Raw genomic sequence first — 25,421 nt, 5'->3', positions numbered from 1 at the left:
ATAAGGGTTTAAAGAGCGGCGTTGGTAAATACTTCTTGTACGTCATCAAGGTTTTCAAGGGCATCGAGTAGTTTCTGCATGCTCTCTGCTTGATCGCCTTCCAATGCTATCTCCGTCTCAGGACGCATAGCCACAGTAGCAAGTTCTGCTTTCAAGCCCGCTTTAGTAATCGCATCTTGCACCTTAGGAAAATCTGTCACGGGAGTTAGAACTTCTAAAGACCCATCATCATGAGTGATGACATCATCAGCACCAGCATCTAAAGCGACTTCCATGAGTTGATCTTCGCTTGTTCCGGGGGCAAATAACATTTGACCGCAATGCTTAAATAAGAAAGCAACCGAACCCTCAGTTCCCATGTTGCCACCATTTTTATTAAAGGCATGGCGCACTTCTGCGACGGTGCGAGTGCGGTTATCTGTTAAGCAATCCACAATGATCGCAGCGCCATTCATGCCATAGCCTTCATAGCGAATCTCTTCGTAGCTCACGCCTTCCAAGGTGCCAGTGCCGCGTTGAATCGCTCTTTGCACGTTATCGTTCGGCATATTCGAGTCTTTTGCTTTATCAACGGCTAAGCGTAGGCGTGGATTAGTAGCAAGGTCGCCACCACCAAGTTTGGCGGCGACGGTAATTTCTTTAATGAGTTTGGTCCAAATCTTGCCGCGTTTTTCGTCTTGACGACCTTTGCGGTGCTGAATATTGGCCCATTTCGAGTGGCCGGCCATACGGGTAAGTCCTTTTAATAATTTGGCTATAAGACACTATTTTAAGGGGTTCTAGACCCGAGGGAGGTGGCTATCAAGCAATTTTTGTTACACTCTCATGTCTTAGCAGTAACAAAGTAGCAAATTAAGCAGAATTTCCACTGCAAACACCTGCCTCGGTGATGGAATTGGTAGACGTGCCGGACTCAAAATCCGGTGCCGCAAGGCGTGGCGGTTCGAGTCCGCCCCGAGGCACCATTTACAGGTTATTCAACCAGTAATTTCCCCAAGCTTCTTAGCTTCTAAATTTCGTAGGTCTCTGCTTTCTCACTCATTGCTTGCTCAACAATTTTTTTGGTGAGGGTTGGTGAGAAAAGCTCAATAAACGTGTAGACGAACGATCTCAAATAGGCGCCTTGTTTAACGCCAATGTGCGTGACATTGTTTCCAAATAAGTGACCCACAGGAATCACTTTAAGATTACGATCTCGGTCAGGGTCATAGGCATGGCCAGCAACAATACCAATACCCATTCCTGCTTCAACATAGGTTTTGATTACATCCGCATCAATGGCTTCCAAAATAATGTCAGGGGTGATGCTGCGTTGTGCAAAGGCTGCGTCAATTTTGCTTCGACCTGCAAAGGCTTTGTCATAAGTGATGATGGGATACTTTGCTATCTCCTCAAGGGTTACGGTGGCTTGATTAAGTAATGGGTGACTTAATGGCACCATGATGACATGCTGCCATTGATAGCCTGGTAGTGCTAGTACGCCGGGTGTATTAGCGATTCCTTCCGTAGCAATGGCAATGTCTGCGCGGTCATGACTGAGTAACTCGGCAATTTGGCCTGGGCTTCCTTGTTGGATGCTGACGCGCACTTTAGGAAAACGTTTTGTAAATTCAGTAAGCACTTTAGGTAGTGCATAACGTGCCTGAGTATGAGTAGTAGCAATCACAAAGTTGCCTTGATCTTGACTTGCAAAATCCTTACCCACCCGCTTGAGTGTCTCAACCTCATCAAGGATGCGCTCAATGGAGCTCAGAATACGTTTACCTGGTTCGGTAAGGGAGCGAATGCGCTTTCCGTGACGACGAAAAATCTCAACCCCAAGCTCATCTTCCAATTCGATAATCGCCTTTGATACGCCGGGTTGCGATGTGAATAGAGCCTTAGCAGCAGAGGTGAGGTTGAAGTTTTGTCTTACGGCTTCGCGGACAAAGCGGAATTGATGAAGGTTCATATGCGATTCCTATCTATATATCTACAAAGATATAGGAATCAAATTCTATATGAATTTTGGGTATTAGGCTTTAGAAACTGAGCGCAATGCCGCTAATGCTAATAGGAAGTAGAGCATTGGCGGAATGAGGGCTGTCAAGAAGGTTGGCCATGCGCTCAAGAGGCCGACATTTGAGAATAGGGAGTTAAATAGCTGAAAGCTCATGCCTAACATGATGCCGCCGAACACCTTGATGCCGACACTACCAGCCCTCACTTTTAAGTAAGCAAATGGAAGGGCTAAAGCAAGCATCACAAAAATCGTGAACGGATAAACCACTTTTTTCCAAAAGGCGATCGAATGCCTTTGCGTATCTTGTTTGTTTTCTTGTAAGTGGGCAATAAAGCGACCCAAGCTCACAATTGACATTTTTTCTGGGCTGATTAACAGTACGCTCAAGATTTGTGGTGTGACCTCGGACTCTAAAGTCAAAATCGGATGGGTGAAAGTTTGTGCTGAAAAAACAGGATTTAGCGGATCGGTTTGTTTGGTTTCTTTGAAGCGTGTTTCGGTGACGTCATTTAAGACCCAAATACCTGACTCATCAAAGTGCCCAGAAGGGGCGCTACGAATTGATAGTAGGTTGTAGGTATCGTTGAATTCATACATCCGAATATCACGAATCTCATTATCTTTATCAACCTTGCCCACATTGACATAGCGAACGCCAGGGCGAACAGGGCCGCTACCGTCTTCATCTCTCAGGCGATCTTTAACCCAGACCCCAGTCTTAAATTGTGAGGCATAGGTTGCACCCAAGGCTTTCATCCGAATTTGCTCTGACTTGTTTTCAGTATATGGGCCTGCCCACTCACTCATGATCAACGTCAGAACGACCAGCGGTAAGGAGATTTTGGTGAGAGCGATTAAAGCCCGTTTCACATCTAAGCCTGCAATACGCAAGATGGTGAATTCAGATTGACTGGCTAGCATCGCAAAAACATAAATACTACCAATGAGGGCTGCAATTGGAATAATTTCCGAGATGCGACTTGGGGCTTTGAGTAATACGTGTAAAAGTGCGATTGGTAGTGTGTAGCCACCTTGTACCGAACCTAGTTCACTCAAAATATCAAAGAACAAAAATAAGGCAACCAAAGCAAACAAAATGAAGCCAAACGCCGCATAGATTTGCTTGGCTAAATAACGCTCATAGATAAGTGGAAAGAGCAGTTTCATTTCTTGGCAAGCGAGGCAGGCAATTGACGGCGCCACCATTTCACAGAAGGATTAATACGATTGCGGATTAACACTGTCGCAATTAAGAGCGCCAGCAGATGTATGGGCCAAATGCCAACAAACACACTGAACTTGCCTTGAGATACAAAGTTTTGAGTGAGATTGAGTAGGTTGCTGTAAATCAAATAAATGAGCACTGCATAGAACATGGCTGTGTAGTTACCCAAGCGTGGGTTGACATAGGCTAGTGGAATGGCAATTAGCACTAAGCCTAGGGCCATAAGCGGTAAACCAATACGCCATAGTAATTCTGCTCGATTAGCATTCAATGCAGCTGGGTTCAGATCATTTAATAACTCTGTGACGGTTTTCTCGCGATCTCGTGGTGCTGGCGCCAAGGTTTCCTTGCTTCTAATCTTGGTCGTATAGTCATCAAACTCCAGGATCCTAAAGTCAGGCTGGGTAGGTTGTCCTTCGTAGCGGCGCCCGTTGTGCAGAACAATGGATTTCTCACCGCCTTCAGAGTTCTGAATGTATCCAGTAGAAGCTACAGCAATGCTCAGGCGCCCATTTTTGTTGTCCGCCACAAAAATATTCTTTACTTCACTTTTATCAACATCCAATTCTTCAATAAAGAAGACGCGTTCTGCTCTGGCGGATTCCTTAAATTGACCAGCGCTCACCATGGAGACATCATCACGCTGCTGAAAGCGTTGGCTAATCAGTGTGGTCTCGCGATTAGCCCATGGCCACACAAAAAGTGCAAGTAGCGCAATGATAATGATCAGGGGTGTAGCAAATTGCAAAATAGGGCGAATGAGATTGCTAATGCTTAGGCCGCTTGCAAACCAAACAATCATTTCTGAATCTTTGTACCAACGCACTAGAACAATCAGGGTGGCTACAAAGAGCGAGACAGTGAGTAGCACTGCAAGATAACCTAGGGTAGCCAAAGCAATCAGAACAATGGCATCTTCGGGATTCACTGCGCCATTAGCCGCATACCCCAAGATTCGGATCACCAAGGTGGTCACCATGATGGTAACTAAGACTAAAAAGACTCCGCCTGTAGTAAAGCTTAGTTCGCGACGAAGGGCTTCTTTGAAAATCATGAATGGCTATAAATTGGCGGGAGTAGTTTTATGGGGATTAGGGGGTTTAAGGACTTATTTTGGTGCAGGAAAAATAGGTTAATCTCATGTCGGAGGATAATGGATAAACAACGTGAATTTGTATCTTTCACCCCAGAATCGACCTAAAACACTGTAATAGACACCGCTATAGATTATGACAATTCAATTTAGTACCAAGATTTTCCCTCAGGCTGACCTACAGAGCACAAAACAGCTCAAAACTAGTCTGAAAAGCCTGCTGAATCAAAATACCGATTGTCTCGTTTTGGGCTACTCCAAAGCGGACTTTGATGGAGTGGCAGCGAGCAAACCTGCAAAGTCTAAAGCTGGTCTTTTGGCGGAGCTGGATTTGCTCTTGGGGGGTGCTGTCAGTCATGCCATGGTTCTGGGTGATTTGGATGGCAAGCAAGCGAGCATTTGTTTATTACGCGCAGATAAGTCTTGGTCTGCAAATGCAGTAAAAGCCAAACGGGTTTTATTGCTCTGTATGGGCGATCTGCAATCAAGCACCGATCGTAGTTTGACTGCCTACGCCAAGGTAGCACGCGCAGGATTGAAGGCGTTAAGCGGAGGCTCAATTGAAAACGCTTTGTGGTTTGCTCCAAGCTTCACCTTGTCTAAAGCAAGCGAAATGATCGCACAAGAGGTGCGACTGACAGTTCAATATGCTGGTGATCAAGCTTATCGATTTGGTGTGCGTCAGCCGGCTATGAAATTCAAGGTTAAAGATAAGGCCGATGCATTTAAGCATTTAATCTTTGCCGGCAATGATGCTTGTGCAAAAGAGCTCAAGCTGGCAGTAGAGCAAGGCGGTGCCATCGTAGAAGGCATGCATCTCGCTAAAGACTTAGGTAATTTGCCGCCCAACATTTGTACGCCGACCTATTTAGGTAAGACCGCGCAAGGTTTGGCGAAGAAAACCAGCCTCAAGGTAGAGGTCTTGGGGCTTAAGCAAATAGAGGCTTTGGGCATGGGTTCTTTTTTATCGGTAGCTAAAGGCTCTGATACTCCGCCACAATTTATTGTGATGCGTCACCAGGGTGGCAAAGCAGGAGATGCTCCAGTCGTTTTAGTGGGCAAAGGGATTACCTTTGATACGGGCGGAATTTCTTTGAAGCCCGGCGAAGCTATGGATGAAATGAAGTACGACATGTGCGGTGCTGCTTCTGTGATTGGCACCATGTATTCAACAGCTCTAATGAAGCTCAAGAAAAATGTGATTGGTGTTATACCAACTTGTGAAAACATGCCATCAGGTCGTGCAACTCGCCCAGGCGATATTGTAAAGAGCATGTCTGGCCAGACAATTGAGATTCTTAATACCGACGCTGAAGGTCGCTTGATTTTGTGTGATGCACTGACATATGTAGAGCGCTTTAAACCCAAAGCCGTTATTGACATTGCAACATTAACAGGTGCGTGTGTAATTGCTTTAGGCCATGTGCATAGCGGTTTGTTCTCGGATGATGAGAATCTAGTAAATGCATTAACCAAAGCAGGCCAAGATTCATTGGATACTGTATGGCGCCTGCCTTTGGATGCTGCTTATCACGAGCAACTCAAATCAAACTTTGCTGATGTTGCCAATATCGGCGGACGCCCTGCGGGAAGTGTGACCGCCGCTTGTTTCCTCTCGCGCTTTACTGAGAAATATAAGTGGGCTCACTTAGATATCGCTGGAACTGCTTGGAAGAGTGGTGCCGCCAAGGGTTCTACTGGCCGTCCAGTGCCCCTATTGGTCAATTACTTACTCGAACAAAAGTAAGTCGGTAAACGTAGATGGCGCGCATCGATTTCCATAGCAATGTCAGCGACAAGCTAGAGTATGTTTGTCGTCTCACTCGAAAAATCTGGAGTGCTACTCAAGAAGGTCAGCCTGTTCGTAATATTGTGATCGTTGGAGAAAAAGCTGATCTCAAAAAGTTAGATGAGCTACTTTGGACTTTTAGCGGTACAGATTTTTTACCCCATTGCAATATTGAAGATGAAGCGGCCGCAGAGACGCCAATAGTGATGACGGATGACTTTGCATCACCAGCATTATATTCAGTGCCTCATGCAGATGTCATGATTCACATTGGGATGCAGATGCCCCCAAATGTGCCTGCTTTGGTAGAGCGATTTCCTCGCATCGTTGAAGTGGTAACCATAAATGAGGCAGAGCGTTTAGCAGGGCGAGAGCGCTTTAAGGCCTATCGTGATTTAGGTCATGAGTTACACAACTTTGATCAATCTAAAAGTTGATTTACATTTTTCATGTTGATCCATCCACAGTTTGATCCTGCTGCTATACGGATTGGATCGTTCGCGATTCATTGGTATGGATTAATGTATTTAATGGCTTTTGCTCAATTTTTATTGCTAGGCCGCTTACGCATTCGCGCGCCTCGCTATCAAGCTTTGGGGTGGACCTATAAAGATCTCGAGGATTTATTGTTTGCAGGGGTATTAGGCGTTGTACTTGGGGGTCGCCTGGGTTATACCCTGTTTTATATGCCCAGTTTTTATCTCTCACATCCCTTGAGTATTTTTAAGATCTGGGAAGGTGGTATGTCTTTTCATGGTGGTCTGCTTGGCGTGCTAGTGGCTTTGTGGTGGTTTGCCAAAAAACGCAAGACTACTTTTTATGTAGTGAGTGATTTAGTGGCGCCATTGGTTCCTTTTGGATTGGCGTTTGGGCGCCTAGGCAATTTTATTAATGGCGAACTTTGGGGGAGACCCACTGATCTTCCGTGGGCCATGATGTTCCCATTGGTAGACTCCATGCCGCGTCACCCTTCCCAAATTTATCAATTGTTGGGTGAGGGCATTTTGCTAGGTATCGTGCTTTGGATTTATGCCAGCAAGCCTCGTCGCATTGGACAAATTTCAGGACTTTTTTTGTTGGGGTATGGAGTTTGTCGCTTCTTGGCTGAGTATGCTCGCGAGCCCGATGCATTCTTAGGGCTTCTAGGTCTTGGTCTATCGATGGGTCAGTGGCTCTGCATTCCAATGATGATCTTCGGCTTTTATCTCATGCGCCGACATTCAGCATCTTTAATTTCTTAGAGAGCGTCTCATATGCTCAATGATGAAGTGACGCTGAGAAAATTAGAAATACTCTGTTCTTTTGTGAGAACGGGTAGTTTAGTAAAGACTGCTGATGAGTTGAAGCTTAGCTCGGTTAGTATTCATAAGGCCTTGCATTCTCTTGAGGTCGGAATAGGTTGTCCGTTATTTATCAAGGAAGGTCGTCATCTCAAAGCCCTTCCTCCCGCAATCTATTTAGCAGAAGCTAGTGTTGATTTGCTAGATGACGTTGATCGTGTTCTCAAAAAAACCAGAGCCAAAGCAGGCGTTGAGAGTAGTCAAATTCGTTTGGGCTCAATGTATTCGCTTACCGCGAATATCATTCCTCGCATCATCATGGGTACCAAAATTCGTAGACCGGATTTGGACATCGATCTGTATTTAGGTTCAAACGAAGATTTGATGAAAAAGCTGACCGAAGGGAATATTGATGCGGTGGTCATTGCGGCGCCTACCAATCACTCTCTCGAGGGGATTGAAATGGTTCCCTTGTTCGAGGATCAATTATTTTTTGCCTCTTCTAAAAATAACAAGCCAATAGAGGGCGATATTGACTTATCCAAGTACGAGTCCGAGAAATTCCTCACGCTACAAGATGGCTTTGCAACTACTTCTGGCTTCTACGATGCCTTTCATTTGGCGGGGTTTAAACCTAACGTTGTGATGAAGGTTGGGGATATCTTCTCTTTGATGAATATGGTCTCTGGTGATATGGGCAGAACCTTGCTACCGGGTAGGGTAAGGGCCTTAATGGGGGATGCTATCGAGTTCACTCCTCTATTGCCGAAATATCAGGTGACCCAACGAATTGCCCTAATGTACCTCCAGGCTAATGAATCAAATCCCAATATTTTGGCTCTAGCGGCTGAAGCCCGCATGTTGCATCGCAAAAACTAAGCAACCATTTACAAGCAATCCCCTATTCATTAACTAAAAGTTAATGAAAATGAAATTAACTTAATTGATTCTAGGGGCGGTCGGGAATACATTGAGCTATTGCCGTTATTTACCGATTGTTAAAAGAGACTTGAATGCTTGAAAAGTTAGCAAAAGCCCGATACTTCTCGCGCGTCACAGGCGCAGTAAACCGCCTGATTTCTGAGCGGGGTGAGTCCAATGCCGTCAGCATGGCTGATGATGTGATTAATAACTATCGTAAGCTAACTAAAGACCAGCATTTAAAGTTTTTCACTTTCTTATTTGAAAAGCTCAATCCAGATCCAGCTGCAGTCATGACTGCAGCGCAAAATTTTTCTGCAGAAGCAAGCGCACGTAACTACATTAAATTACAACGCGTTACCGAACCTCCAAGACAAGAATTATTCCGTCGCTTGAATCGCGCCACTAATGGCACAGCTGCTTTAGTTGGTATGCGTCGTGACCTATTGCAATTATTAGAAAAGCAACCAGAGCTCACTGCAGTTGATTTTGATTTACGCCATCTACTTTCATCTTGGTTTAATCCGGGATTTTTGAAGATGCACCGAGTGGACTGGAAGTCTCCCGCTGAAGTGCTAGAGAAGCTCATACAGCATGAAGCAGTGCATGCGATTGATGGCTGGGACGATCTGCGTAGGCGCTTACAGCCTGATCGCCGTTGCTTTGCTTTCTTCCATCCGCAATTGCCAAATGAGCCTTTAATTTTCGTTGAGGTGGCTTTATTGCCCGAGATTCCATCGGTCATTACGCCCTTGGTTGACAAGAAGGCAGAGACCGTTCACCAAACTTCGCAATACAAAGTGGCAGCTTTTTACTCGATTAGTAACTGTGAGCCTGGCCTACGAGGTGTATCGATGGGCAACTTCTTAATTAAGCGTGTTGCTGAACAGTTGCATGCAGAATTCCCTGGCTTAAAAACCTTCGTAACCCTTTCCCCAATTCCCGGATTTATTGATTGGGTTGCTACAGGCGCCGATATTGGCGGTGAAAAAACTGGCGTGCAATTAAAGCCAGCAATTCGTACGGCTCGTGAACAGGCCTTAGAGACGATGGGTTTAGCTAACCGCTCATGGACTGAGCGATTAAGCGCTGGCTGGCATCCCGATAATGCAACTGAAAAAGAAAAATCTGCATTACTTTGCTTGGCTAGTATTTATCTTGGCTTAGGCTCTGCAGGTAGAAGTGGCAATCCAGTTGCAAAGTTCCATTTGGGTAATGGTGCCAAATTGCACCAAATTAACTGGGCCGGTGATTTATCACGCAAGGGTTTGCGTCAATCTGCATCCTTGATGGTTAATTATTTGTATGATCTCTCCGCTGTTGAGGAGAATCATGAGCGTTTTACACAGGGCGAAATCGATTATTCACGTGCAGTGGGTCGTTTAATGCAGCCCTAAGTAGATATAAAAGCAGATTTTTGGAGGAGATGGTCTAAAGCAGAGTTTAAAGAGTATTCGCTTTAGAATGGTTAGCAAGGAAGTCGGGCGCCAAGATCCGATATCCAAGCAGTAGTTGGAACAATAAATAGATAGAAATAATTAATCAGGAGAACAGCATGAGTAATGAATTCAATTCAGGATCGGGCACATCCAAGCCAAACGTATTGCGTCGTCAATTGTTAGCGGGATCAGCAGCATTGCCTTTAGCGGGTGTTATGGGCTACAGCCCCCTTGCCAGCGCACAAGGCGCTACTAAAACGCTCAATATTTCTCATCAGTTTCCTGGTGGCACTATTCAAGCGGGCGATTTCCGTGACCGTCTTTGCAGAAAGTTTGCTGAGTCAGTTGAAGCGCGCACAAAAGGCGCTTTGAAATTCCAGATTTATCCTGGTTCATCACTTATGAAAACCAATGCGCAGTTCAGTGCAATGCGTAAGGGTGCCTTAGACATTTCTTTATTTCCAATGCCATACGCTGGTGGTGAAGTACCTGAAGTGAATATTGGTTTGATGCCGGCTTTGGTGACGAGCTATGAACAGGCTGCTAAATGGAAAACTGCTGAAGTAGGGCGTATGTTGACAAAAACCTTGGATGACAAGGGTATTGTGATTCTCAGTTGGGTATGGCAGGCCGGTGGCGTAGCTAGCAGAAGCAAGCCTATTGTGTTGCCTGAAGACGTTAAGGGCATGAAGATTCGTGGTGGTAGCCGTGAATTTGACTTGATGCTCAAAGCAGCTGGTGCTTCAGTAATTTCATTACCGTCTAATGAAATCTACGCAGCAATGCAAACGGGTGCCATGGATGCAGCTTACACATCATCTACAAGCTTCATGTCTTTTAAATTAGAAGAGTTGGCCAAAGCTTTTACAAGTGCTCGTCAAAAATCTTATTGGTTCATGCTTGAGCCTTTGATGATGTCTAAGCAAATTTTTGAGGCCCTACCAAAAGATCAGCGCGATGCCTTGATGGCAGCTGGTGCTGAAATGGAAAAATTTGGCTTAGAGCAGGCTAAGGACGATGACAAGACTGCAGCTCTTGCCTATGCTCGAGCAGGCAGCAAGGTAACTGATATTGATGCGGCAATTGTGGATAAGTGGAGAGTAATCGCACGCGATAGCGCATGGAAAGACTATGCCGAGAAGAGCGAGAGCTGTGCAGCCTTATTAAAAGCAGCAGAAAAAGTGACCTAAAGATGACTCAATTATTACAAGCGACCGACCGCTTAATGTCGGGAATCAATAAGCTGATGGTGTTCTTGGGTTCCTTGGCTCTAGTCGCCGCTTCAGTGATTTTGAGCTATAGCGTTGCTTCTCGTGCGTTCTTTGGCGCAACGACAGATTGGCAAGATGAGGCTGCAGTATTTTGCTTAGTAGGTGCAACATTTTTGTGTGGCGCCTACGTTCAGCAAATTCGTGGTCACGTTGGTATCTCTGCTGTTTCTACAATGTTGCCTAAGTCGGTTAATCAACTCAGGATTTTGTTGATTGATATCGCCTCATGTGCTTTCTGCGCATTCTTTGCATGGAAGTCATGGACCTTGTTTCATGAAGCGTGGGTAGATGGTCAAGTGACCTCGTCTTCATGGGCACCACCATTGTGGATTCCCTATAGCATGATGTCTATTGGTATGACTTTATTGGCATTTCAGATTTTGCTCCAAGCGTTTGGAGATGTTGTTAATCCAGGCAAAGGGGAATAAGTATGTCAATAATGACGCTAGGATTGTTATTTGCAGCAGTAACACTGCTGATTATGTTTTCAGGAATGCCAATTTCATTTGCTCTGGGCTCAGTCGCAGTGGTATTCATGGTGTTTTTCATGCCAACTTCTTCATTGGATACTGTTACACAAAACGTATACGAAGAAATGGCGAGTATTACCTTGCTATCGATCCCTCTTTTTATCTTAAAAGGGGCGGCGATTGGTCGTTCACGTGCTGGTCAGGATTTGTATGAAGCATTGCATGTATGGTTAGGTAAGGTTCCTGGTGGACTTGGTGTTGCTAACGTATTGGCTTGTGCATTGTTTGCTGCTATGGCAGGCTCTAGCCCTGCAACCTGCTCTGCAATTGGTAGTGCTGGTATCCCAGAAATGCGTAAGCGTGGTTATTCGCCTGGTTTGGCGGCAGGCATTATTGCTGCTGGTGGAACGCTCGGTATTTTGTTGCCACCATCTATTACGATGATTTTGTATTCAGTAGCTGCCGAGCAGTCATTGGGTCGATTATTCCTCGCTGGCATTGGCCCAGGCCTCATGTTGGTTTTATTCTTTTCTATTTATACGGTGTATCGCTTCCGCAAAGAATACAACTTAGCATTGCATGCTGTAGAAAAGGGTGCGCCTAGCCAACCGATCCTCGAGCGACATACCTACACAATGCAGCAGAAGATGAGCTCATTGCCACGGGTATTGCCATTCTTAGTGTTGTTGATTGGTGTGATGGTGGCTCTTTATGGTGGCTATGCAACACCATCCGAAACCGCTGGTCTTGGTGCAATCTTGGCATTTGTATTGATCGCTGGCATCTATAAGATGTGGCGTATCAAAGATTTATCACCTTTGCTCAATGCGACGATTAAAGAATCAACCATGTTGATGTTCATTATTGGTATGTCTTTATTGTTTTCTAACGTGATGAGTCATCTGCATCTGAGCCAGTCAGCAGCACAAGCGATCGTGGATTTAGGTCTCGGTAGATGGGGACTATTAGCTGCAATCTTGGTTCTCGTGATCATCCTTGGTTTCTTCTTGCCGCCTGTATCCATTATTTTGATGACTGCACCAATCTTCTTGCCGCCATTACGTGCCGCAGGCTTTGACTTGGTATGGTTTGGCGTGGTGATGACGATTGTGATGGAAACTGGATTGATTCACCCTCCGGTGGGCTTGAATATCTTTGTGATTAAGAATATTGCTCCGGATATTTCCTTGAATGAAATTATCTATGGCGTACTCCCATTCGTTGTGATCATGATTCTCTCTGTGGTGTTGCTCTGCTTCGCACCGGAAATTGCTACAGGATTATCTGACCTAGTAATGGGTCCAGCGAAAGTACATTGAGCTAAACAAAAATCAGAATCGACTAGGACTACTTCATGAATTTGTATTCGGTATTGGAAAAAGGCTTTCCAAAAGACAAAAAAGCATGCGCTATCGAAACGCATGATGGCCTGTACTACTCTTGGGGCGATCTAGAGCGCGCAACCGCGAAGATGGCTAACTTACTCAAGAGCCTCAAATTACCTGCGGGCTCTCGTGTAGCCGTTCAGGTTGAGAAATCACCCGAGGCACTCTTTTTGTATTTGGCAACGATTCGTGCGGGTTATGTGTATTTGCCACTCAACACTGCATACCAAGCTGCAGAGATGCAGTATTTCATTGAGAATGCTGAGCCTGCGGTTGTTGTTTGTAGCAGTAAGAACTTGCCATGGGTTACAAAAGTTGCTTCCAAGGCTGGCACTAAGCATGTGCTTACTCTTAATGAAGATCGTACTGGCACATTGTTAGAGCGTGCTGGTGGTTTGAGCGATACATTTAAGACAGTGGCTACCAAAGATGATGATTTAGCAGCAATCTTGTATACCTCTGGAACTACTGGACGCAGCAAGGGGGCTATGTTGACCCATAAGAACTTGTACAGTAATGCACAGGTCTTGCAGAAGTTTTGGGGATGGATCAAAGGCGATGTACTTTTGCATGCATTACCAATCTTCCACGTGCACGGCTTGTTTGTTGCTGCACACGGTGCTTTGATTAATGGTAGCAAGATGATTTGGTTGCCACGCTTAGATGTATCGCAATTAATTCACCACATGCCTAACTCCACAGTGATGATGGGTGTTCCTACATTCTATGTACGACTGCTTGCTGATAAAGGCTTTACCAAGAAGGTAGCGCGTAATATGCGCCTCTTTATCTCTGGTTCTGCTCCATTGCTCACTGAGACCTTCAACAGTTTCAAGCAAGTAATTGGCCAGCCAATTCTTGAGCGTTATGGCATGAGTGAGACAGTGATGCTGGTTTCCAACCCATATAAAGGCGCACGTGTGGGTGGATCTGTTGGTCTGCCTTTGCCTGGCGTAAAAGTGCGTGTTGTTAATGAAGACAACAAGCCTTGTGGTGTGAATGAGATCGGTAGCATTCAAGTAAAGGGCCCTAACGTATTCAAGGGTTACTGGCGTATGCCTGAGAAAACCGCTGAAGAATTTACTAAAGACGGTTGGTTTAAGACGGGTGACGTTGGACGTTGGGGTGGTGATGCCAATGGCGGCAAAGCACCTAAAGACTATTTATGTATCGTTGGCCGTAGCAAGGACTTGATTATTTCTGGTGGCTACAACGTTTATCCAAAAGAAATCGAAAGCTTCATTGATGACATGGATGGTGTTGATGAGAGTGCAGTGATTGGTATTCCACATCCTGACTTTGGCGAAGCGGTAATGGCCGTTGTTGTACCTAAGGCTGGAGCAAAGTTGAATGCGGATGCAATGATTGCCACTCTGAAAACGCAAATTGCGAATTTCAAAATTCCAAAGCGTCTAGAGATTGTGTCTGACTTGCCACGTAATGCGATGGGTAAAGTGCAAAAGAATATTTTGCGTCAGCAATACGCGTAACTAAAATCCGAATGCCTTGCGGCTTTCATTAAACATAAAGGCCGCAAGGAAAAATAACATCACGCCAAAAACCCGCTTCAGCTGAGCAACATCAAGCTTTCTGGCTAGTTTGGCACCGAAGGGTGCAGTAAAAATGCTGACCACCACTATGCATGCAACCGCGGGCAAGTAAACAAAGCCCATAGAGCCGGTGGGTAAATTAGGGTTGCCCCAACTGCCGTACATGTAACCAAGAGTAGCCGCGGCAGCAATTGGTAGGCCTAAGCCCGATGATGTCGCCATTGCTGTATGAGGCTTAACATTGCACCAAAGCATAAAAGGCACGGTAATAAATGCGCCTCCTGCGCCAACTAGACTTGCTAGGGCTCCAGCAAATGTTCCAAAAGAAAAAAGACCTAGGGCTCCTGGCAATTCTCTACCAGATTTTGGTTTCTTATTGAGCAGCATCTGAATTGAGGTGTAAACAATAAAGACGGCAAAAAAGAGGGAGAGCCAAGAGGTCTTGAGCGCTTCGAATAGCTCACTACCACCAACTAAGCCGCCAAAAACCATTCCAGGGCTCAGTGCTGCAACTAGTTTCCAATCAATTGAGCCATGTTTGTGATGCGCCCAAATTGCAGAAGAGGTAGTAAAGAGAATGGTGCACATGCCAGTTGCGATAGCCATGTGCACAACTACTTCTTGGCTAAAGCCTAGGTGATTAAAAACCAGAATCATAAATGGTACAAGAATCATGCCACCACCAATGCCAAGAAGTCCAGCAAGAAATCCAGAGATGCCCCCGCAGAGCATCAGCATTAAGATATCGCTTAATAACATGAATTCCCCGCCTTAGCCGCTAGGCCGTCATCCTGAACCCTAGGGTTCAAGGTGGAACGGCTACTCTGCTTCGGGTGCATTAAGAGGCTCAGGGAGTGACCAAGTCTAAGTTGGCACTGTGAACTTTCGAAACGCTCACGCCCACAAGGTAAAGATCGTTCCGGATGCTTGCGCATCGGTTCAAGGAACTATTGGCCTTGGCGAACCAGGCAGGGAAAGGGATTGCATCAAAGTATCTACCTGCTCTTCAAGCCCACGAATTTCTGCTTGAAGACGCGCAACTTCATCAGAGCTCACATTAGAAGAAGAACTTTGTTGCACTTGATTTTTTTGCAAAGTAATTAAGTCGCCAGCAATTTTAAGTGCAGCCATCATACTAGCTCGTTCAATACTGCGATTGCCACCACCAATGGCGAGTTGAATTTGTTCGTCAACCAATACACAGGCAGCGCGAAGCAGTGGCTCGTGTTCAGCGCTAGTTGCTAACGTAATCTTTTGTCCTGCAAGAGTTACTTCAATGCGTTGTTGGCTCACTGTCGTCCTCTGAGTTGGTTGGTGGAATTGCTTCGCCAAGTAAGTTTAGTTGACGACCATCGTTTTGTTCTGGCAAACGGCTCAAGATTCGTTGAACTCGTTTTTGTGCATCCTCAATCTTGCCCTCAAGTTGTAAGCGACTCTGGTTGAGATTGCGCACGGCACCTTGAATCAAGGAAATCTTTTCGGACAGACGCTCAAGTGACGCGCTAAGGTCGTCAAGACTTGGGGGCAGGGGGGTTGGCTCGCTCATCTAGGTATTGTAGCCTTGACTGACGAACCTTTGAAGTCCTTGCTGAATCACCTGTATTTAGCCCCAAGCCTGGGGCTAAATAATAGGCGGTGTCTATTTCATTGCATAACGGATACCGGCAAAGATATTTGATCCCATGGTGTTATAGCCATAGGTGAGTTGATATTGCTTGTTAAATATATTGTTCCAGCGGGCAAATACAGTCCAATTTTTTTCAATTTCATAGCTTGAGTACAAATTGAAAATTGAGTATCCGCCAAGAGCCCCGCTATAGGGACTATTTGTTATGGCGTCATTTCCAGAAAAGTCTTGGGATTGCCCTGAGAAGGTGCCTCCGAATCCAGCAATCCATTTATTGCGAGAATATTCAACAGAAGCATTTCCAAGGGTGCGCGCTTGTTTGTATAGCCAGGTATTTTTAGTTACATTTTCTGGATTTTGTTGGGTTATTGAGCCCTTTAATCTAAGGTTGCCTACTTGTGCGTCGCCACCAAACGAGATGCCTTTGATATTTGCAAACCCGATATTACCTGCGCAACCCCAGGTGTCACTCGCGGGGCAACCTGACGTGGTTCCTTGGATAAGGTTGGTAATGCTGTTATCAAATGCAACTACATGTGCTTCATAATTAGATGTGTTGTAGTGAAGGCCAATTTCCGTATTTTTGCTTTTTTCAGGAAGAATATTCGGCATGCCGTAGCTGGGGTAGTAGAGATCATTAAAAGTGGGCGCCCTAAAACCAGTTCCATAATTAATATTGCCCCTAAATTCTTTGGTAAAAAAGTAGCCGTATGAAATCGCACCTGTTGTTTGTGGGCCATATCCAGTAATGCTGTCATTGCGTAGTGAAAGGTTAGCAAGATTGTCACCGCGTTTTAATTGATATGAGCCAGCAACGGAATTGGTATTGCGCGTTTGACTAAAAGCGGTTGGTGGCGCTGTTGTAGTACTTAAACCATTGTTGAAGTTATTGTCTGAAACTGCATCATATTGATAGGTATTAACGCTTTGAGTTCTTCGTTCAGCTACCAGTTGCAATAGGTCTGATCCAATAGAAATGTCGTTTTGCCAGGTGTAGATATTTTGTTTGGTATTGGCATAAGGGCTGTAGGCCGGACTGTATTGAGTAGCCCCTTGAATGGACTGACCATTGTTGTTTGAGATTGATGCTTGTAGTGAGCTATGCCAAATTTCTGAAATTTGATTTTTTGAGAACAGGGTATAAATCCCCATTTGTGATATTGCATTTTGATTCTGTTGTGTGCCAGGGACGCCACATGGGCTAGTGAAACAGTTGTAGTAGGTACTGTTGTTGTAATAATCAAGCGTATTGAAGCCTGGTATTTGAGAATTCACGCGACTCTGTATTATTTGAATTCCAACCACCTGACCCTTTGACCATTCTTGAGATAGTTTCCCAGTTATTGCATTTTGTACATAACCAGTTTTCATTACCGTCATGCCATAGGGATTATTGTTGGCAACAGAATTAAATCCAGTTGATAGTGTTTCACTTACTCCAAGTGAGTATCGTATTTTTTGATCGCCTTCAGTAGAGCCATAAATACTTACATCGCTGACGCTTGTTCCATAAGTACCGTAGCCAGTCGAAACGCTAACTTTCGCTGGTCCACTGCCATCTTTTGTGAAAATTTGTACAACACCACCAATTGCATCTGCGCCATAAAGGCTGCTTTGTGGTCCAAAAATGATTTCAATGTGATCAATGAGTGGTAAAGGTATTGACTCCCATGTAGGCCCTCCATTCATGGCGGAATCGGAGCGCACGCCATCTATGAGCACAATGCTTTGAGCATTTGTTGTGCCTCGTAAAAACACGCTAGCACCAGAACCCCCGCTACCGTAGCCGTTTGAAATTTGAACGCCACGCTGTCTTTGTAACAAATCTACTAAACTTGTTTGACCGGCCTGCTTAATTTCTTCTGGCCCAATGTAATCATAATCTGCAAGCACATTAGTTGCTAATGTTGGTGCACGATTGGCAGTAACAATTATTGGGTCCATTGTGTCTGGAGCTGTTGCAACTGAAACGCTTGAATTGTTTTGTGGAAAAACCGCACTGCTAAGGGTGAGTAAACCTATGCAAACTAGTTTGTGTAGGTTGTTACTGCTGAACTGCTCTTTCATTGTTGACTTTCTGTTATCGATTGCCTAGCTCACTTCCCCGTAAGCTGGGTCGAACAGAATTTCTCGTGCAGGAGATTGCGTCAATTTGGCGGCAGGGTCAAACCGAGCGCTGTCATCGGCGCGCGAAGGTCCCCGTCCGCGAAATTCCACCTGTCTTGGCCGGTATCCGGGCTAGTAAATCTCAGAATCTGGCCTTCCCATGCGATTGACGCGCACAGTGGCGTATTCAGACTCCTGACCCCAAAAATGTATTTTTTGAGGTATTTACCTACCGTTGCGGGGGCAGCACACGTTTTGTGTTTCCCGTTTAACTCTATTGCATTGCAACAAAGCACCACGACCATACCATTCTAGCGTAAGAAAGGGTTGCGGCAGGGGTTTTGTCCCGGTTTTGGGGTAAAAAAGCCTACAATATGGGGTCCAGGACGAAGGATTCATGACTGTACTAGATAAGCACCCCGAAAAAAACCTGATTCGACTTCAATTGAGCAATAACTGCGTGCTCAAGAGCCTCGACTCAGCAGCAATGGCTGACCTAGAGCGCCATTTAGAGGTCTCAGACATAAAGAAATCGGAAATTTTGCTGCACCAAGGCGATCACCAGATGGAGCAGTATTTTGTCCTTGACGGAATTTTGAAGCGCATTGTTTCTAGTGCCGATGCTAAAGAGATGATTCTACGTTTTGCTATTGAGAAAGATATTGAAACCAGTTATGCAGCCTGGCGCCTCAAGACGGCAGCCCCATACAGCATTGCCTGTGTAACCAAGGCTCGCGTGGCTCGGATGCCAATGAAAAAATGGGCTGAGTTTCTAGAAGAACATAAGCCCCTTAAAGAGAGTTTTGAATTCGAGGTTATGCGCTTAATGAGTGAGATCATGGCTCACACCATTACCCTACATATGCTCGATGCCCCGGGTCGGGTAGAGCGCTTTTTGCGCAAATATGAAGACCTATTTGAGCTCCTTCCTAAAAAAGAGCTGGCCGCTTATCTCAACCTCTCTCCTGAGACCTTAAGTCGTCTCAAAACGAAGCATAAAGAGCTTTTCATATAGGTCTTTTGAGGATCCGCACCCCTTTGGGGATAAGGGATTTAGGGGAAATTGACCGAAGTCAATGATGATCCACCACCCCAAGCCTAATATTCATCTCAGCCTAAGCGGGGCTAAAACCCGTAGAGCGATGAATAACTTAATTGGAGACACTAGCGAAAGCTAAACTGCACAAACCATCATCTGGTGGAAGGTGTGGTTCACATGAAAATTTCTATGACAACAGATAACCAAAACACACAATTAACTGATGGCTTCCATCTCGTCATTGATGCTTTAAAAGCCAATGACCTCAATACGATTTTCGGTCTTGTTGGTATTCCAATTACTGACTTATGTCGTTTGGCGCAGGCAGAAGGTTTGCGCTTCATTGGCTTTCGTCATGAACAGCACGCAGGTAATGCTGCAGCGATCGCTGGTTATATGACTCAAAAGCCTGGTATCTGCATGACTGTCTCTGCACCAGGTTTCTTGAACGGTTTAACAGCATTGGCTAACGCCACTGTGAACTGCTTCCCAATGATTTTGATTTCTGGTTCAAGCGAACGCGAGATTGTTGACTTGCAACAAGGTGACTACGAAGAGATGGATCAGCTCAATGCTGCTAAGCCATATTGCAAAGCTGCCTATCGCATTAATCACATTGAAGATATCGGTATTGGTTTTGCTCGTGCAATTCGTGCTGCAGTTTCTGGTCGTCCAGGTGGCGTGTATTTGGACTTGCCAGCACAGTTGCTAGCTCAAACGATGCCTGCTGAAGAAGCTAAGAAGACTATCTTCAAGGTAATTGACCCAGTTCCCCGTCAGATCCCAGCAGCTGATGCAGTTGCACGTGCATTAGATGTGCTCAAAGGCGCTAAGCGTCCATTGATTCTTTTGGGTAAGGGTGCTGCTTACGCACAAGCCGATAAAGAGATTCGTCACTTGGTAGAAAAATCTGGTATTCCTTATTTGCCAATGTCGATGGCTAAAGGTTTGTTGCCTGACAATCATCCGCAGTCTGCTTCAGCAGCACGCTCATTTGTATTGGCTGAGGCTGACGCAGTATTGTTGATCGGCGCGCGTTTGAACTGGTTGCTTGCACACGGTAAGGGTAAGACATGGGGCAAAGAGCCTAAGAAATTTATCCAAATCGATATTCAGGCAAATGAAGTGGATAGTAACGTTCAAATTGCCGCTCCATTGATCGGTGATATTGGCTCATGTGTAGGCGAACTCTTAAAGGGTATTGCTTCAGTACCTAAGCCAAGCGCTGACTGGATCAACGCGATCAACGAGAAAAAAGATAAGAACATGGCGAAGATGGCTGAAACATTGGCCAAAGAAGCTAACCCAATGAACTTCCATGGTGCATTGCGCGTGATTCGTGATGTGATTAAGAAGAACCCAGATGTGAACTTGGTAAACGAAGGTGCAAATACTTTGGATTACTGCCGCGCCATCGTGGATATGTATAAGCCACGTAAGCGTTTTGACTCTGGTACTTGGGGCATTATGGGTATTGGTATGGGTTACTCCATTGGCGCAGCTGTTATTAGCGGTCTACCAACAGTAGCAGTTGAAGGCGATAGCGCATTTGGTTTTAGTGGCATGGAACTCGAAACTGTTTGCCGTTACAACTTACCAATCACAACCATTGTATTTAATAACAACGGCGTATACCGTGGCACTGATAAGAATCCTACTGGTGGCGCTGATGTTGCTCCGACTGTATTCGTTAAAGATGCACGTTACGACAAGATGATTGAAGCATTTGGTGGTGTTGGATATTACGTAACTACCCCAGCAGAATTAGAAGCAGCGTTAACAGAAGCAATTGCTGCCGGTAAACCAGCCCTCATCAATGCTGTTATTGATGAAACCGCAGGTACTGAGAGTGGACGTTTAACAAACTTGAACCCATCCACAGCAGCTGCTAAGAAGTAATAAAAAGTTAATATTTCTGGACTAAATTAAGCAACAAACAAGAAACACTTAAGGAGAAACAAACATGACTAAACCATTAGACGGTATTCGTATTATTGACTTCACCCACGTACAAGCAGGCCCTGCATGTACTCAGTTATTGGCATGGTACGGCGCTGACGTGATCAAAGTAGAGCGTCCAGGTGCCGGTGACGTAACTCGTAGCCAATTGCGTGATATCCCAGGTGCAGATGCTTTGTACTTCACCATGTTGAACGGTAATAAGCGTTCTTTGACACTCGACACCAAGACTCAAGAAGGTAAAGAAGTTTTAGAAAAGATGATCAAGACTTCAGACGTAATGGTTGAGAACTTTGGTCCGGGCGCTTTGGATCGCATGGGATTCTCTTGGAAGCGTATTCAGGAATTGAATCCAAAAATGATTATGGCTTCTGTTAAAGGCTTCAGTGATGGCCACTCATACGAAGACTTAAAAGTGTATGAGAACGTGGCTCAGTGTGCTGGTGGTGCTGCTTCTACTACTGGTTTCTGGGATGGTCCTCCTACAGTTTCTGCTGCTGCTTTGGGTGACTCAAATACTGGTATGCACTTGGCAATTGGTATTTTGACTGCATTAATGCAGCGTGAAAAAACTGGCCGCGGTCAAAAAGTTTCTTGCTCAATGCAAGACGCTGTATTGAACTTGTGCCGTGTGAAGTTGCGCGATCAACAACGTTTGGACAAGGTTGGCTACTTGGAAGAGTACCCACAGTACCCACATGGTTCATTCACTGATGTAGTTCCACGTGGCGGTAACGCTGGTGGTGGTGGTCAGCCTGGTTGGGTACTGAAGTGTAAAGGCTGGGAAACTGATCCAAACGCTTACATCTACTTCACCATTCAAGGCCATGCTTGGGAGCCAATTACTAAAGCATTGGGCAAACCAGAGTGGGCAACTGATCCAGCGTACATGACTGCTGAAGCTCGTCAAGACAAGATTTTTGACATCTTCGCAACCATTGAAGATTGGCTCAAAGACAAGACTAAATACGAAGCTGTGGACATCCTTCGCAAGTTCGATATTCCATGTGCTCCAGTTCTCTCGATGAAAGAATTGGCTGCATCACCAGACTTGCGTAAGAGCGGTTCGATTGTTGAAGTTGACCACAAAGTACGTGGCAAGTATTTGACTATCGGTAGCCCAATCAAGTTCTCTGATTTGGAAATCGAAGTGAAGCCATCCCCTGTATTGGGTGAGCACACTGATGAAGTGTTGGCTGACCTTGGCTACAGCTCAGATGACATCGCTAAATTGCACGCAGCTAAAGCAGTTTAATTACGATTACTCATCGCATTCATTTGAAGGCGCTCCTTGTGGGCGCCTTTTTTATTCTATAGACTCAAGGCATGAACACAAATATAGATCTGCATCAATTGGTTGAGTGTGTGGGCGACGCCATCATCGCTGCGGATACAAACGAAAAAATCGTTTTATGGAATCCAGCAGCCACCCGCATCTTTGGCTACTCAGAAGCAGAGGCCCTTGGTCAGACATTAGACCTCATCGTTCCTGATCGTCAACGTCAGAGACATAATGAGGGCTATAGCAAGTCTATGGAGACTGGTACTACGCAATATGGAACCTCTTTGCTAAAGGTTCCAGCAAAGCATAAGGATGGCAGCATGCTATCCATAGCCTTTACTGTAGGGATGCTGTTTGATCAAAATCACAAGGCAAATGGAGTGGTTGCCATCATTCGGGATGAAACTTCTAGGTTTGCAGAAGAAAGAGCCCTTAAAAAACGCCTTTCTGAGCTTGAAAACCCTCAGCCCTAGGTTCATATAGTTCCTACAAGGCTTTGCAGGAGCCGCTGCCCAAAAATTGGGCATAGACGATTTTCCAGAATTCCCCGCTGGTAAAATTGCTTCAATTCAAAATTTTCATTCTTATTAGGACTTAAATCATGGCAAAAGCACTAGAAGGGGTCAAAATACTCGACTTCACGCACGTTCAATCGGGGCCAACCTGTACGCAGTTGTTGGCTTGGTTTGGTGCAGATGTAATCAAGGTAGAAAAATCAGGCGAAGGGGATGCAACCCGTGGTCAACTGCGCGATATTCCAGATGCAGATAGCTTGTATTTCACGATGTTGAATCACAACAAGCGTTCTATCACGGTAAACACCAAAACTCAAAAGGGCAAAGAAATCCTAGAGCGTCTCATTAAAGAGTGTGACGTTTTAGTAGAAAACTTTGCGCCAGGTGCTTTAGATCGTATGGGTTTTTCTTGGGAGCGCATTCAAGAACTGAATCCAATGATGATCATGGCTTCAGTCAAAGGTTTTGGTCCTGGACCATATGAAGACTGCAAAGTGTATGAGAATGTTGCGCAATGTGCTGGCGGCTCAGCATCTACAACTGGTTTTGATGATGGCCCCCCAATGGTCACTGGGGCGCAAATTGGTGATAGCGGAACCGGCTTACATTTAGCGCTTGGCATTGTCACGGCTCTATACCAGCGCACCCACTCTGGTCGTGGTCAGAAGGTCTTGGCAGCAATGCAAGATGCTGTATTGAATCTGTGCCGTGTGAAGTTGCGTGATCAACAGCGCCTGGAGCGCAATGGCTTGATGCAAGAGTATCCGCAGTTCCCGAACGGTGAGTTTGGTGACGCTGTACCTCGCGCTGGTAATGCCTCTGGCGGTGGTCAGCCCGGTTGGATTGTGAAGTGCAAAGGCTGGGAAACTGATCCCAATGCGTATATGTATGTGATTGTTCAAGCCCCAGTTTGGGAAGCGGTATGCAAAGTGATTGGTCGCGAAGACTGGATCACTGATGTGCGCTTTGCATCTCCAATGGCACGTTTGCCACATCTCATGGAAATCTTTGGTGAAATCGAAAAATGGACTATGACCATGACGAAGTTTGAAGTCATGGACGTTCTTAATAAGTACGATATTCCATGCGGCCCAATTCTATCAATGAAGGAAATCGCCGAAGAGCCAGCCTTGCGTGCTACAGGTACTGTAGTTGAGGTTGATCATCCGATTCGTGGCAAATACCTCACGGTGGGTAATCCGATTAAGTTGTCTGATAGCCCGACTGAAGTTGAGCGTTCACCATTATTGGGTGAGCACACCGATGAAATTCTCAGTGAGTTAGGTTACTCAACTGATGAATTGATCTCACTTCGTCACGATAAGGTTATCTAAGATGCGGGTTGCGTTGATTGGGAGTGCAGATTTTGGTAAAGCTGCTTTAGAAGCGTTCTTAGATCGTGGCGACGAGATTGTTGCTGTTTTTTGTCCACCTGACAATCCCAAATCAAGCAAACCGGAAGCCCTTAAAGAGGCTGCACTAGCAAGGGGTTTAGCTCCCTTGCAGTTAGCTTCTCTCAAGGGGCCTGAGGCTGCTCAGGCAATGATTGATAGCCAAGCTGATATCTGCGTTATGGCTTATGTATTGCAGTTTGTGCCACAAGAGCTTTGTAAGATTCCAAAGCATGGAACCATTCAATATCACCCATCGCTACTGCCTAAATATCGCGGACCAAGCGCAATTAACTGGGCAATTGCATTGGGCGAAGAAAAAACCGGCCTAACGATTTTCCGTCCCTCTGATGGCTTAGATGAAGGCGAAGTCATTCTGCAAAAAGAAGTAGCGATCGGGCCGAATGACACCTTAGGTAAGGTCTACTTTGATCATTTATTCCCGATTGGCGTGAAAGCTCTGCTAGAAGCTGCTGATCTGGTGATGTCGGGTAAGCATCAAGAAATCGTCCAAGATGAATCACAAGCGAACTACGAAGGTTGGTTTGATACTAACGCCGCACAAATTCATTGGGCAACACACATTAGTCAGATTTACAACTTGATTCGTGCATGCAATCCTGCTCCAGGTGCATGGACAAGGTTTGGTGAGCAAAAAGTCCAAATCTACGATTGCCACAAGCATGTCGCCGCTACCTTTGGCGCCGTTAAAGGTAAGCCAGGGGAAGTTACTCAGGTCACTCTAGATTCTTTCTTCATCACCTGCCATGGTGGACAGATCGAAGTCCTTAAGGCTAAAGGCGCTGCAGGCAAGGTAACTGGTGCTGAATTGGCAAAAGAATTAAATCTTCAAGTAGGGCAGTTCTTCGCTCTATAGATTGTCTTAGGCGCATACGGAATCTAGTGATGATGAACGAATCCAAATTAGAGTCCGCAGACGGGGAAAAGCCCCGGATGCCGCCATCTCAGGATGGTGATGCAAAAAAGAGCGAGCCGAAGATGCTGTCGATCAAGAAAACTCAACCGAGCATAGAGCTACCAATACAAGAAAAGCCGGAGTGAGTAAGCGCGAAATCA

Annotated in this window: 23 protein-coding genes, 1 tRNA gene, 1 other RNA gene, 1 pseudogene and 1 riboswitch; of the genes and pseudogenes, 17 read left to right on the top strand and 9 right to left on the bottom strand. The window is 45.5% G+C overall.

Annotated elements, in window-relative coordinates:
* Nucleotides 1–8: 8 nt before the first annotated feature.
* Nucleotides 9–728 (bottom strand): YebC/PmpR family DNA-binding transcriptional regulator, encoded by a 720-nt coding sequence (locus tag A8O14_RS07350; RefSeq protein ID WP_068948906.1) that lies wholly within the window; start codon nt 726–728, stop codon nt 9–11.
* Between the two features lie 152 nt (nt 729–880).
* On the opposite strand from A8O14_RS07350, the gene A8O14_RS07345 reads away from it, so the two are divergent.
* Nucleotides 881–965 (top strand) — tRNA-Leu (locus A8O14_RS07345).
* Between the two features lie 44 nt (nt 966–1,009).
* Here A8O14_RS07345 and A8O14_RS07340 read toward each other — a convergent pair.
* The 3 genes from A8O14_RS07340 to lptF form a co-directional block, all read right to left on the bottom strand.
* Nucleotides 1,010–1,951, bottom strand: a complete 942-nt coding sequence (locus tag A8O14_RS07340; RefSeq protein ID WP_068948905.1) for a CysB family HTH-type transcriptional regulator — start codon at nt 1,949–1,951, stop codon at nt 1,010–1,012.
* A 63-nt stretch (nt 1,952–2,014) separates the two neighbouring features.
* Nucleotides 2,015–3,169 carry an LPS export ABC transporter permease LptG gene (lptG, locus tag A8O14_RS07335; RefSeq protein ID WP_068948904.1) on the bottom strand — a complete coding sequence of 385 codons (1,155 nt, stop codon included), beginning with the start codon at nt 3,167–3,169 and terminating at the stop codon, nt 2,015–2,017.
* A complete protein-coding gene (gene lptF / locus A8O14_RS07330; protein WP_068948903.1) occupies nt 3,166–4,281 on the bottom strand; it encodes an LPS export ABC transporter permease LptF in 1,116 nt (371 codons plus the stop codon). The genes lptG and lptF overlap by 4 nt, the downstream gene beginning before the upstream one ends.
* A 175-nt stretch (nt 4,282–4,456) precedes the next feature.
* Between lptF and A8O14_RS07325 the strand changes: the two genes are divergently transcribed.
* From A8O14_RS07325 to A8O14_RS07285, 9 genes are all read left to right on the top strand, one after another.
* Complete coding sequence (locus tag A8O14_RS07325) at nt 4,457–6,067, top strand: leucyl aminopeptidase (RefSeq protein WP_068948902.1); 1,611 nt, start codon at nt 4,457–4,459, stop codon at nt 6,065–6,067.
* A gap of 14 nt (nt 6,068–6,081) precedes the next feature.
* Entirely contained in the window at nt 6,082–6,546 is a 465-nt protein-coding gene (locus tag A8O14_RS07320; RefSeq protein ID WP_068948901.1) for a DNA polymerase III subunit chi, read from the top strand.
* Nucleotides 6,547–6,558: 12 nt separating this feature from the next.
* Nucleotides 6,559–7,350, top strand: coding sequence for a prolipoprotein diacylglyceryl transferase (gene lgt, locus A8O14_RS07315; protein ID WP_068948900.1), 792 nt, complete (start codon nt 6,559–6,561; stop codon nt 7,348–7,350).
* 12 nt (nt 7,351–7,362) lie between these two features.
* Nucleotides 7,363–8,268 (top strand): LysR substrate-binding domain-containing protein, encoded by a 906-nt coding sequence (locus tag A8O14_RS07310; RefSeq protein WP_068948899.1) that lies wholly within the window; start codon nt 7,363–7,365, stop codon nt 8,266–8,268.
* Nucleotides 8,269–8,402: 134 nt separating this feature from the next.
* Nucleotides 8,403–9,707, top strand: coding sequence for a malonyl-CoA decarboxylase domain-containing protein (locus tag A8O14_RS07305; protein ID WP_068948898.1), 1,305 nt, complete (start codon nt 8,403–8,405; stop codon nt 9,705–9,707).
* Nucleotides 9,708–9,865: 158 nt separating this feature from the next.
* Nucleotides 9,866–10,939: a TRAP transporter substrate-binding protein DctP gene (gene dctP, locus A8O14_RS07300; protein WP_068948897.1), complete on the top strand. Its 1,074-nt coding sequence runs from the start codon at nt 9,866–9,868 to the stop codon at nt 10,937–10,939.
* Nucleotides 10,940–10,941: 2 nt separating this feature from the next.
* Nucleotides 10,942–11,448: a TRAP transporter small permease gene (locus A8O14_RS07295; protein WP_068948896.1), complete on the top strand. Its 507-nt coding sequence runs from the start codon at nt 10,942–10,944 to the stop codon at nt 11,446–11,448.
* Nucleotides 11,449–11,450: 2 nt separating this feature from the next.
* The gene (locus tag A8O14_RS07290) at nt 11,451–12,809 is read left to right on the top strand and encodes a TRAP transporter large permease (protein ID WP_068948895.1); all 1,359 of its coding nucleotides are present in this window, start codon (nt 11,451–11,453) and stop codon (nt 12,807–12,809) included.
* A gap of 35 nt (nt 12,810–12,844) precedes the next feature.
* Nucleotides 12,845–14,365 (top strand): malonate--CoA ligase, encoded by a 1,521-nt coding sequence (locus A8O14_RS07285; protein ID WP_068948894.1) that lies wholly within the window; start codon nt 12,845–12,847, stop codon nt 14,363–14,365.
* On the opposite strand, the gene A8O14_RS07280 is transcribed toward A8O14_RS07285, so the two are convergent.
* The 5 genes and pseudogenes from A8O14_RS07280 to A8O14_RS07265 all read right to left on the bottom strand — a co-directional run bounded on the left by A8O14_RS07280 (nt 14,366) and on the right by A8O14_RS07265 (nt 18,119).
* Complete coding sequence (locus A8O14_RS07280; protein ID WP_068948893.1) at nt 14,366–15,184, bottom strand: sulfite exporter TauE/SafE family protein; 819 nt, start codon at nt 15,182–15,184, stop codon at nt 14,366–14,368.
* A non-coding RNA gene (gene ssrS, locus A8O14_RS07275) (6S RNA) lies at nt 15,185–15,403 on the bottom strand.
* Nucleotides 15,404–15,502: 99 nt separating this feature from the next.
* Nucleotides 15,503–15,718, bottom strand: a pseudogene (locus A8O14_RS12020) (cell division protein ZapA); the annotation flags it as partial.
* A complete protein-coding gene (locus A8O14_RS07270; protein ID WP_068948892.1) occupies nt 15,699–15,971 on the bottom strand; it encodes a hypothetical protein in 273 nt (90 codons plus the stop codon). The pseudogene A8O14_RS12020 and the gene A8O14_RS07270, both read right to left, overlap by 20 nt.
* 93 nt (nt 15,972–16,064) lie before the next feature.
* The gene (locus A8O14_RS07265; RefSeq protein WP_068948891.1) at nt 16,065–18,119 is read right to left on the bottom strand and encodes a TonB-dependent receptor domain-containing protein; all 2,055 of its coding nucleotides are present in this window, start codon (nt 18,117–18,119) and stop codon (nt 16,065–16,067) included.
* 140 nt (nt 18,120–18,259) lie between these two features.
* Nucleotides 18,260–18,473: riboswitch (cobalamin riboswitch) on the bottom strand.
* 82 nt (nt 18,474–18,555) lie between these two features.
* Here A8O14_RS07265 and A8O14_RS07260 point away from each other — a divergent pair.
* The 7 genes from A8O14_RS07260 (at nt 18,556) to A8O14_RS11940 (ending at nt 25,406) form a co-directional block, all read left to right on the top strand.
* On the top strand, nt 18,556–19,173 hold the full coding sequence (locus A8O14_RS07260) for a Crp/Fnr family transcriptional regulator (protein ID WP_068948890.1): 618 nt from the start codon (nt 18,556–18,558) through the stop codon (nt 19,171–19,173).
* A 213-nt stretch (nt 19,174–19,386) separates the two neighbouring features.
* Nucleotides 19,387–21,096, top strand: coding sequence for an oxalyl-CoA decarboxylase (gene oxc, locus A8O14_RS07255; RefSeq protein WP_082913201.1), 1,710 nt, complete (start codon nt 19,387–19,389; stop codon nt 21,094–21,096).
* Between the two features lie 64 nt (nt 21,097–21,160).
* Nucleotides 21,161–22,411: a formyl-CoA transferase gene (gene frc / locus A8O14_RS07250; protein WP_068948888.1), complete on the top strand. Its 1,251-nt coding sequence runs from the start codon at nt 21,161–21,163 to the stop codon at nt 22,409–22,411.
* A 71-nt stretch (nt 22,412–22,482) separates the two neighbouring features.
* Complete coding sequence (locus A8O14_RS07245; protein WP_068948887.1) at nt 22,483–22,911, top strand: PAS domain-containing protein; 429 nt, start codon at nt 22,483–22,485, stop codon at nt 22,909–22,911.
* A 128-nt stretch (nt 22,912–23,039) separates the two neighbouring features.
* A complete protein-coding gene (gene frc, locus A8O14_RS07240; protein WP_068948886.1) occupies nt 23,040–24,287 on the top strand; it encodes a formyl-CoA transferase in 1,248 nt (415 codons plus the stop codon).
* Nucleotide 24,288: 1 nt separating this feature from the next.
* Nucleotides 24,289–25,221: a methionyl-tRNA formyltransferase gene (locus A8O14_RS07235; RefSeq protein ID WP_068948885.1), complete on the top strand. Its 933-nt coding sequence runs from the start codon at nt 24,289–24,291 to the stop codon at nt 25,219–25,221.
* Nucleotides 25,222–25,250: 29 nt separating this feature from the next.
* Nucleotides 25,251–25,406, top strand: coding sequence for a hypothetical protein (locus tag A8O14_RS11940; protein WP_228385052.1), 156 nt, complete (start codon nt 25,251–25,253; stop codon nt 25,404–25,406).
* The last annotated feature ends 15 nt before the right edge of the window (nt 25,407–25,421 follow it).

The organism is Polynucleobacter wuianus, from assembly GCF_001659725.1.
Taxonomy (GTDB): domain Bacteria; phylum Pseudomonadota; class Gammaproteobacteria; order Burkholderiales; family Burkholderiaceae; genus Polynucleobacter; species Polynucleobacter wuianus.
The sequence above is the reverse complement of the archived record's forward strand: the minus strand, read 5'-3'. Positions and strand labels throughout refer to the sequence as shown.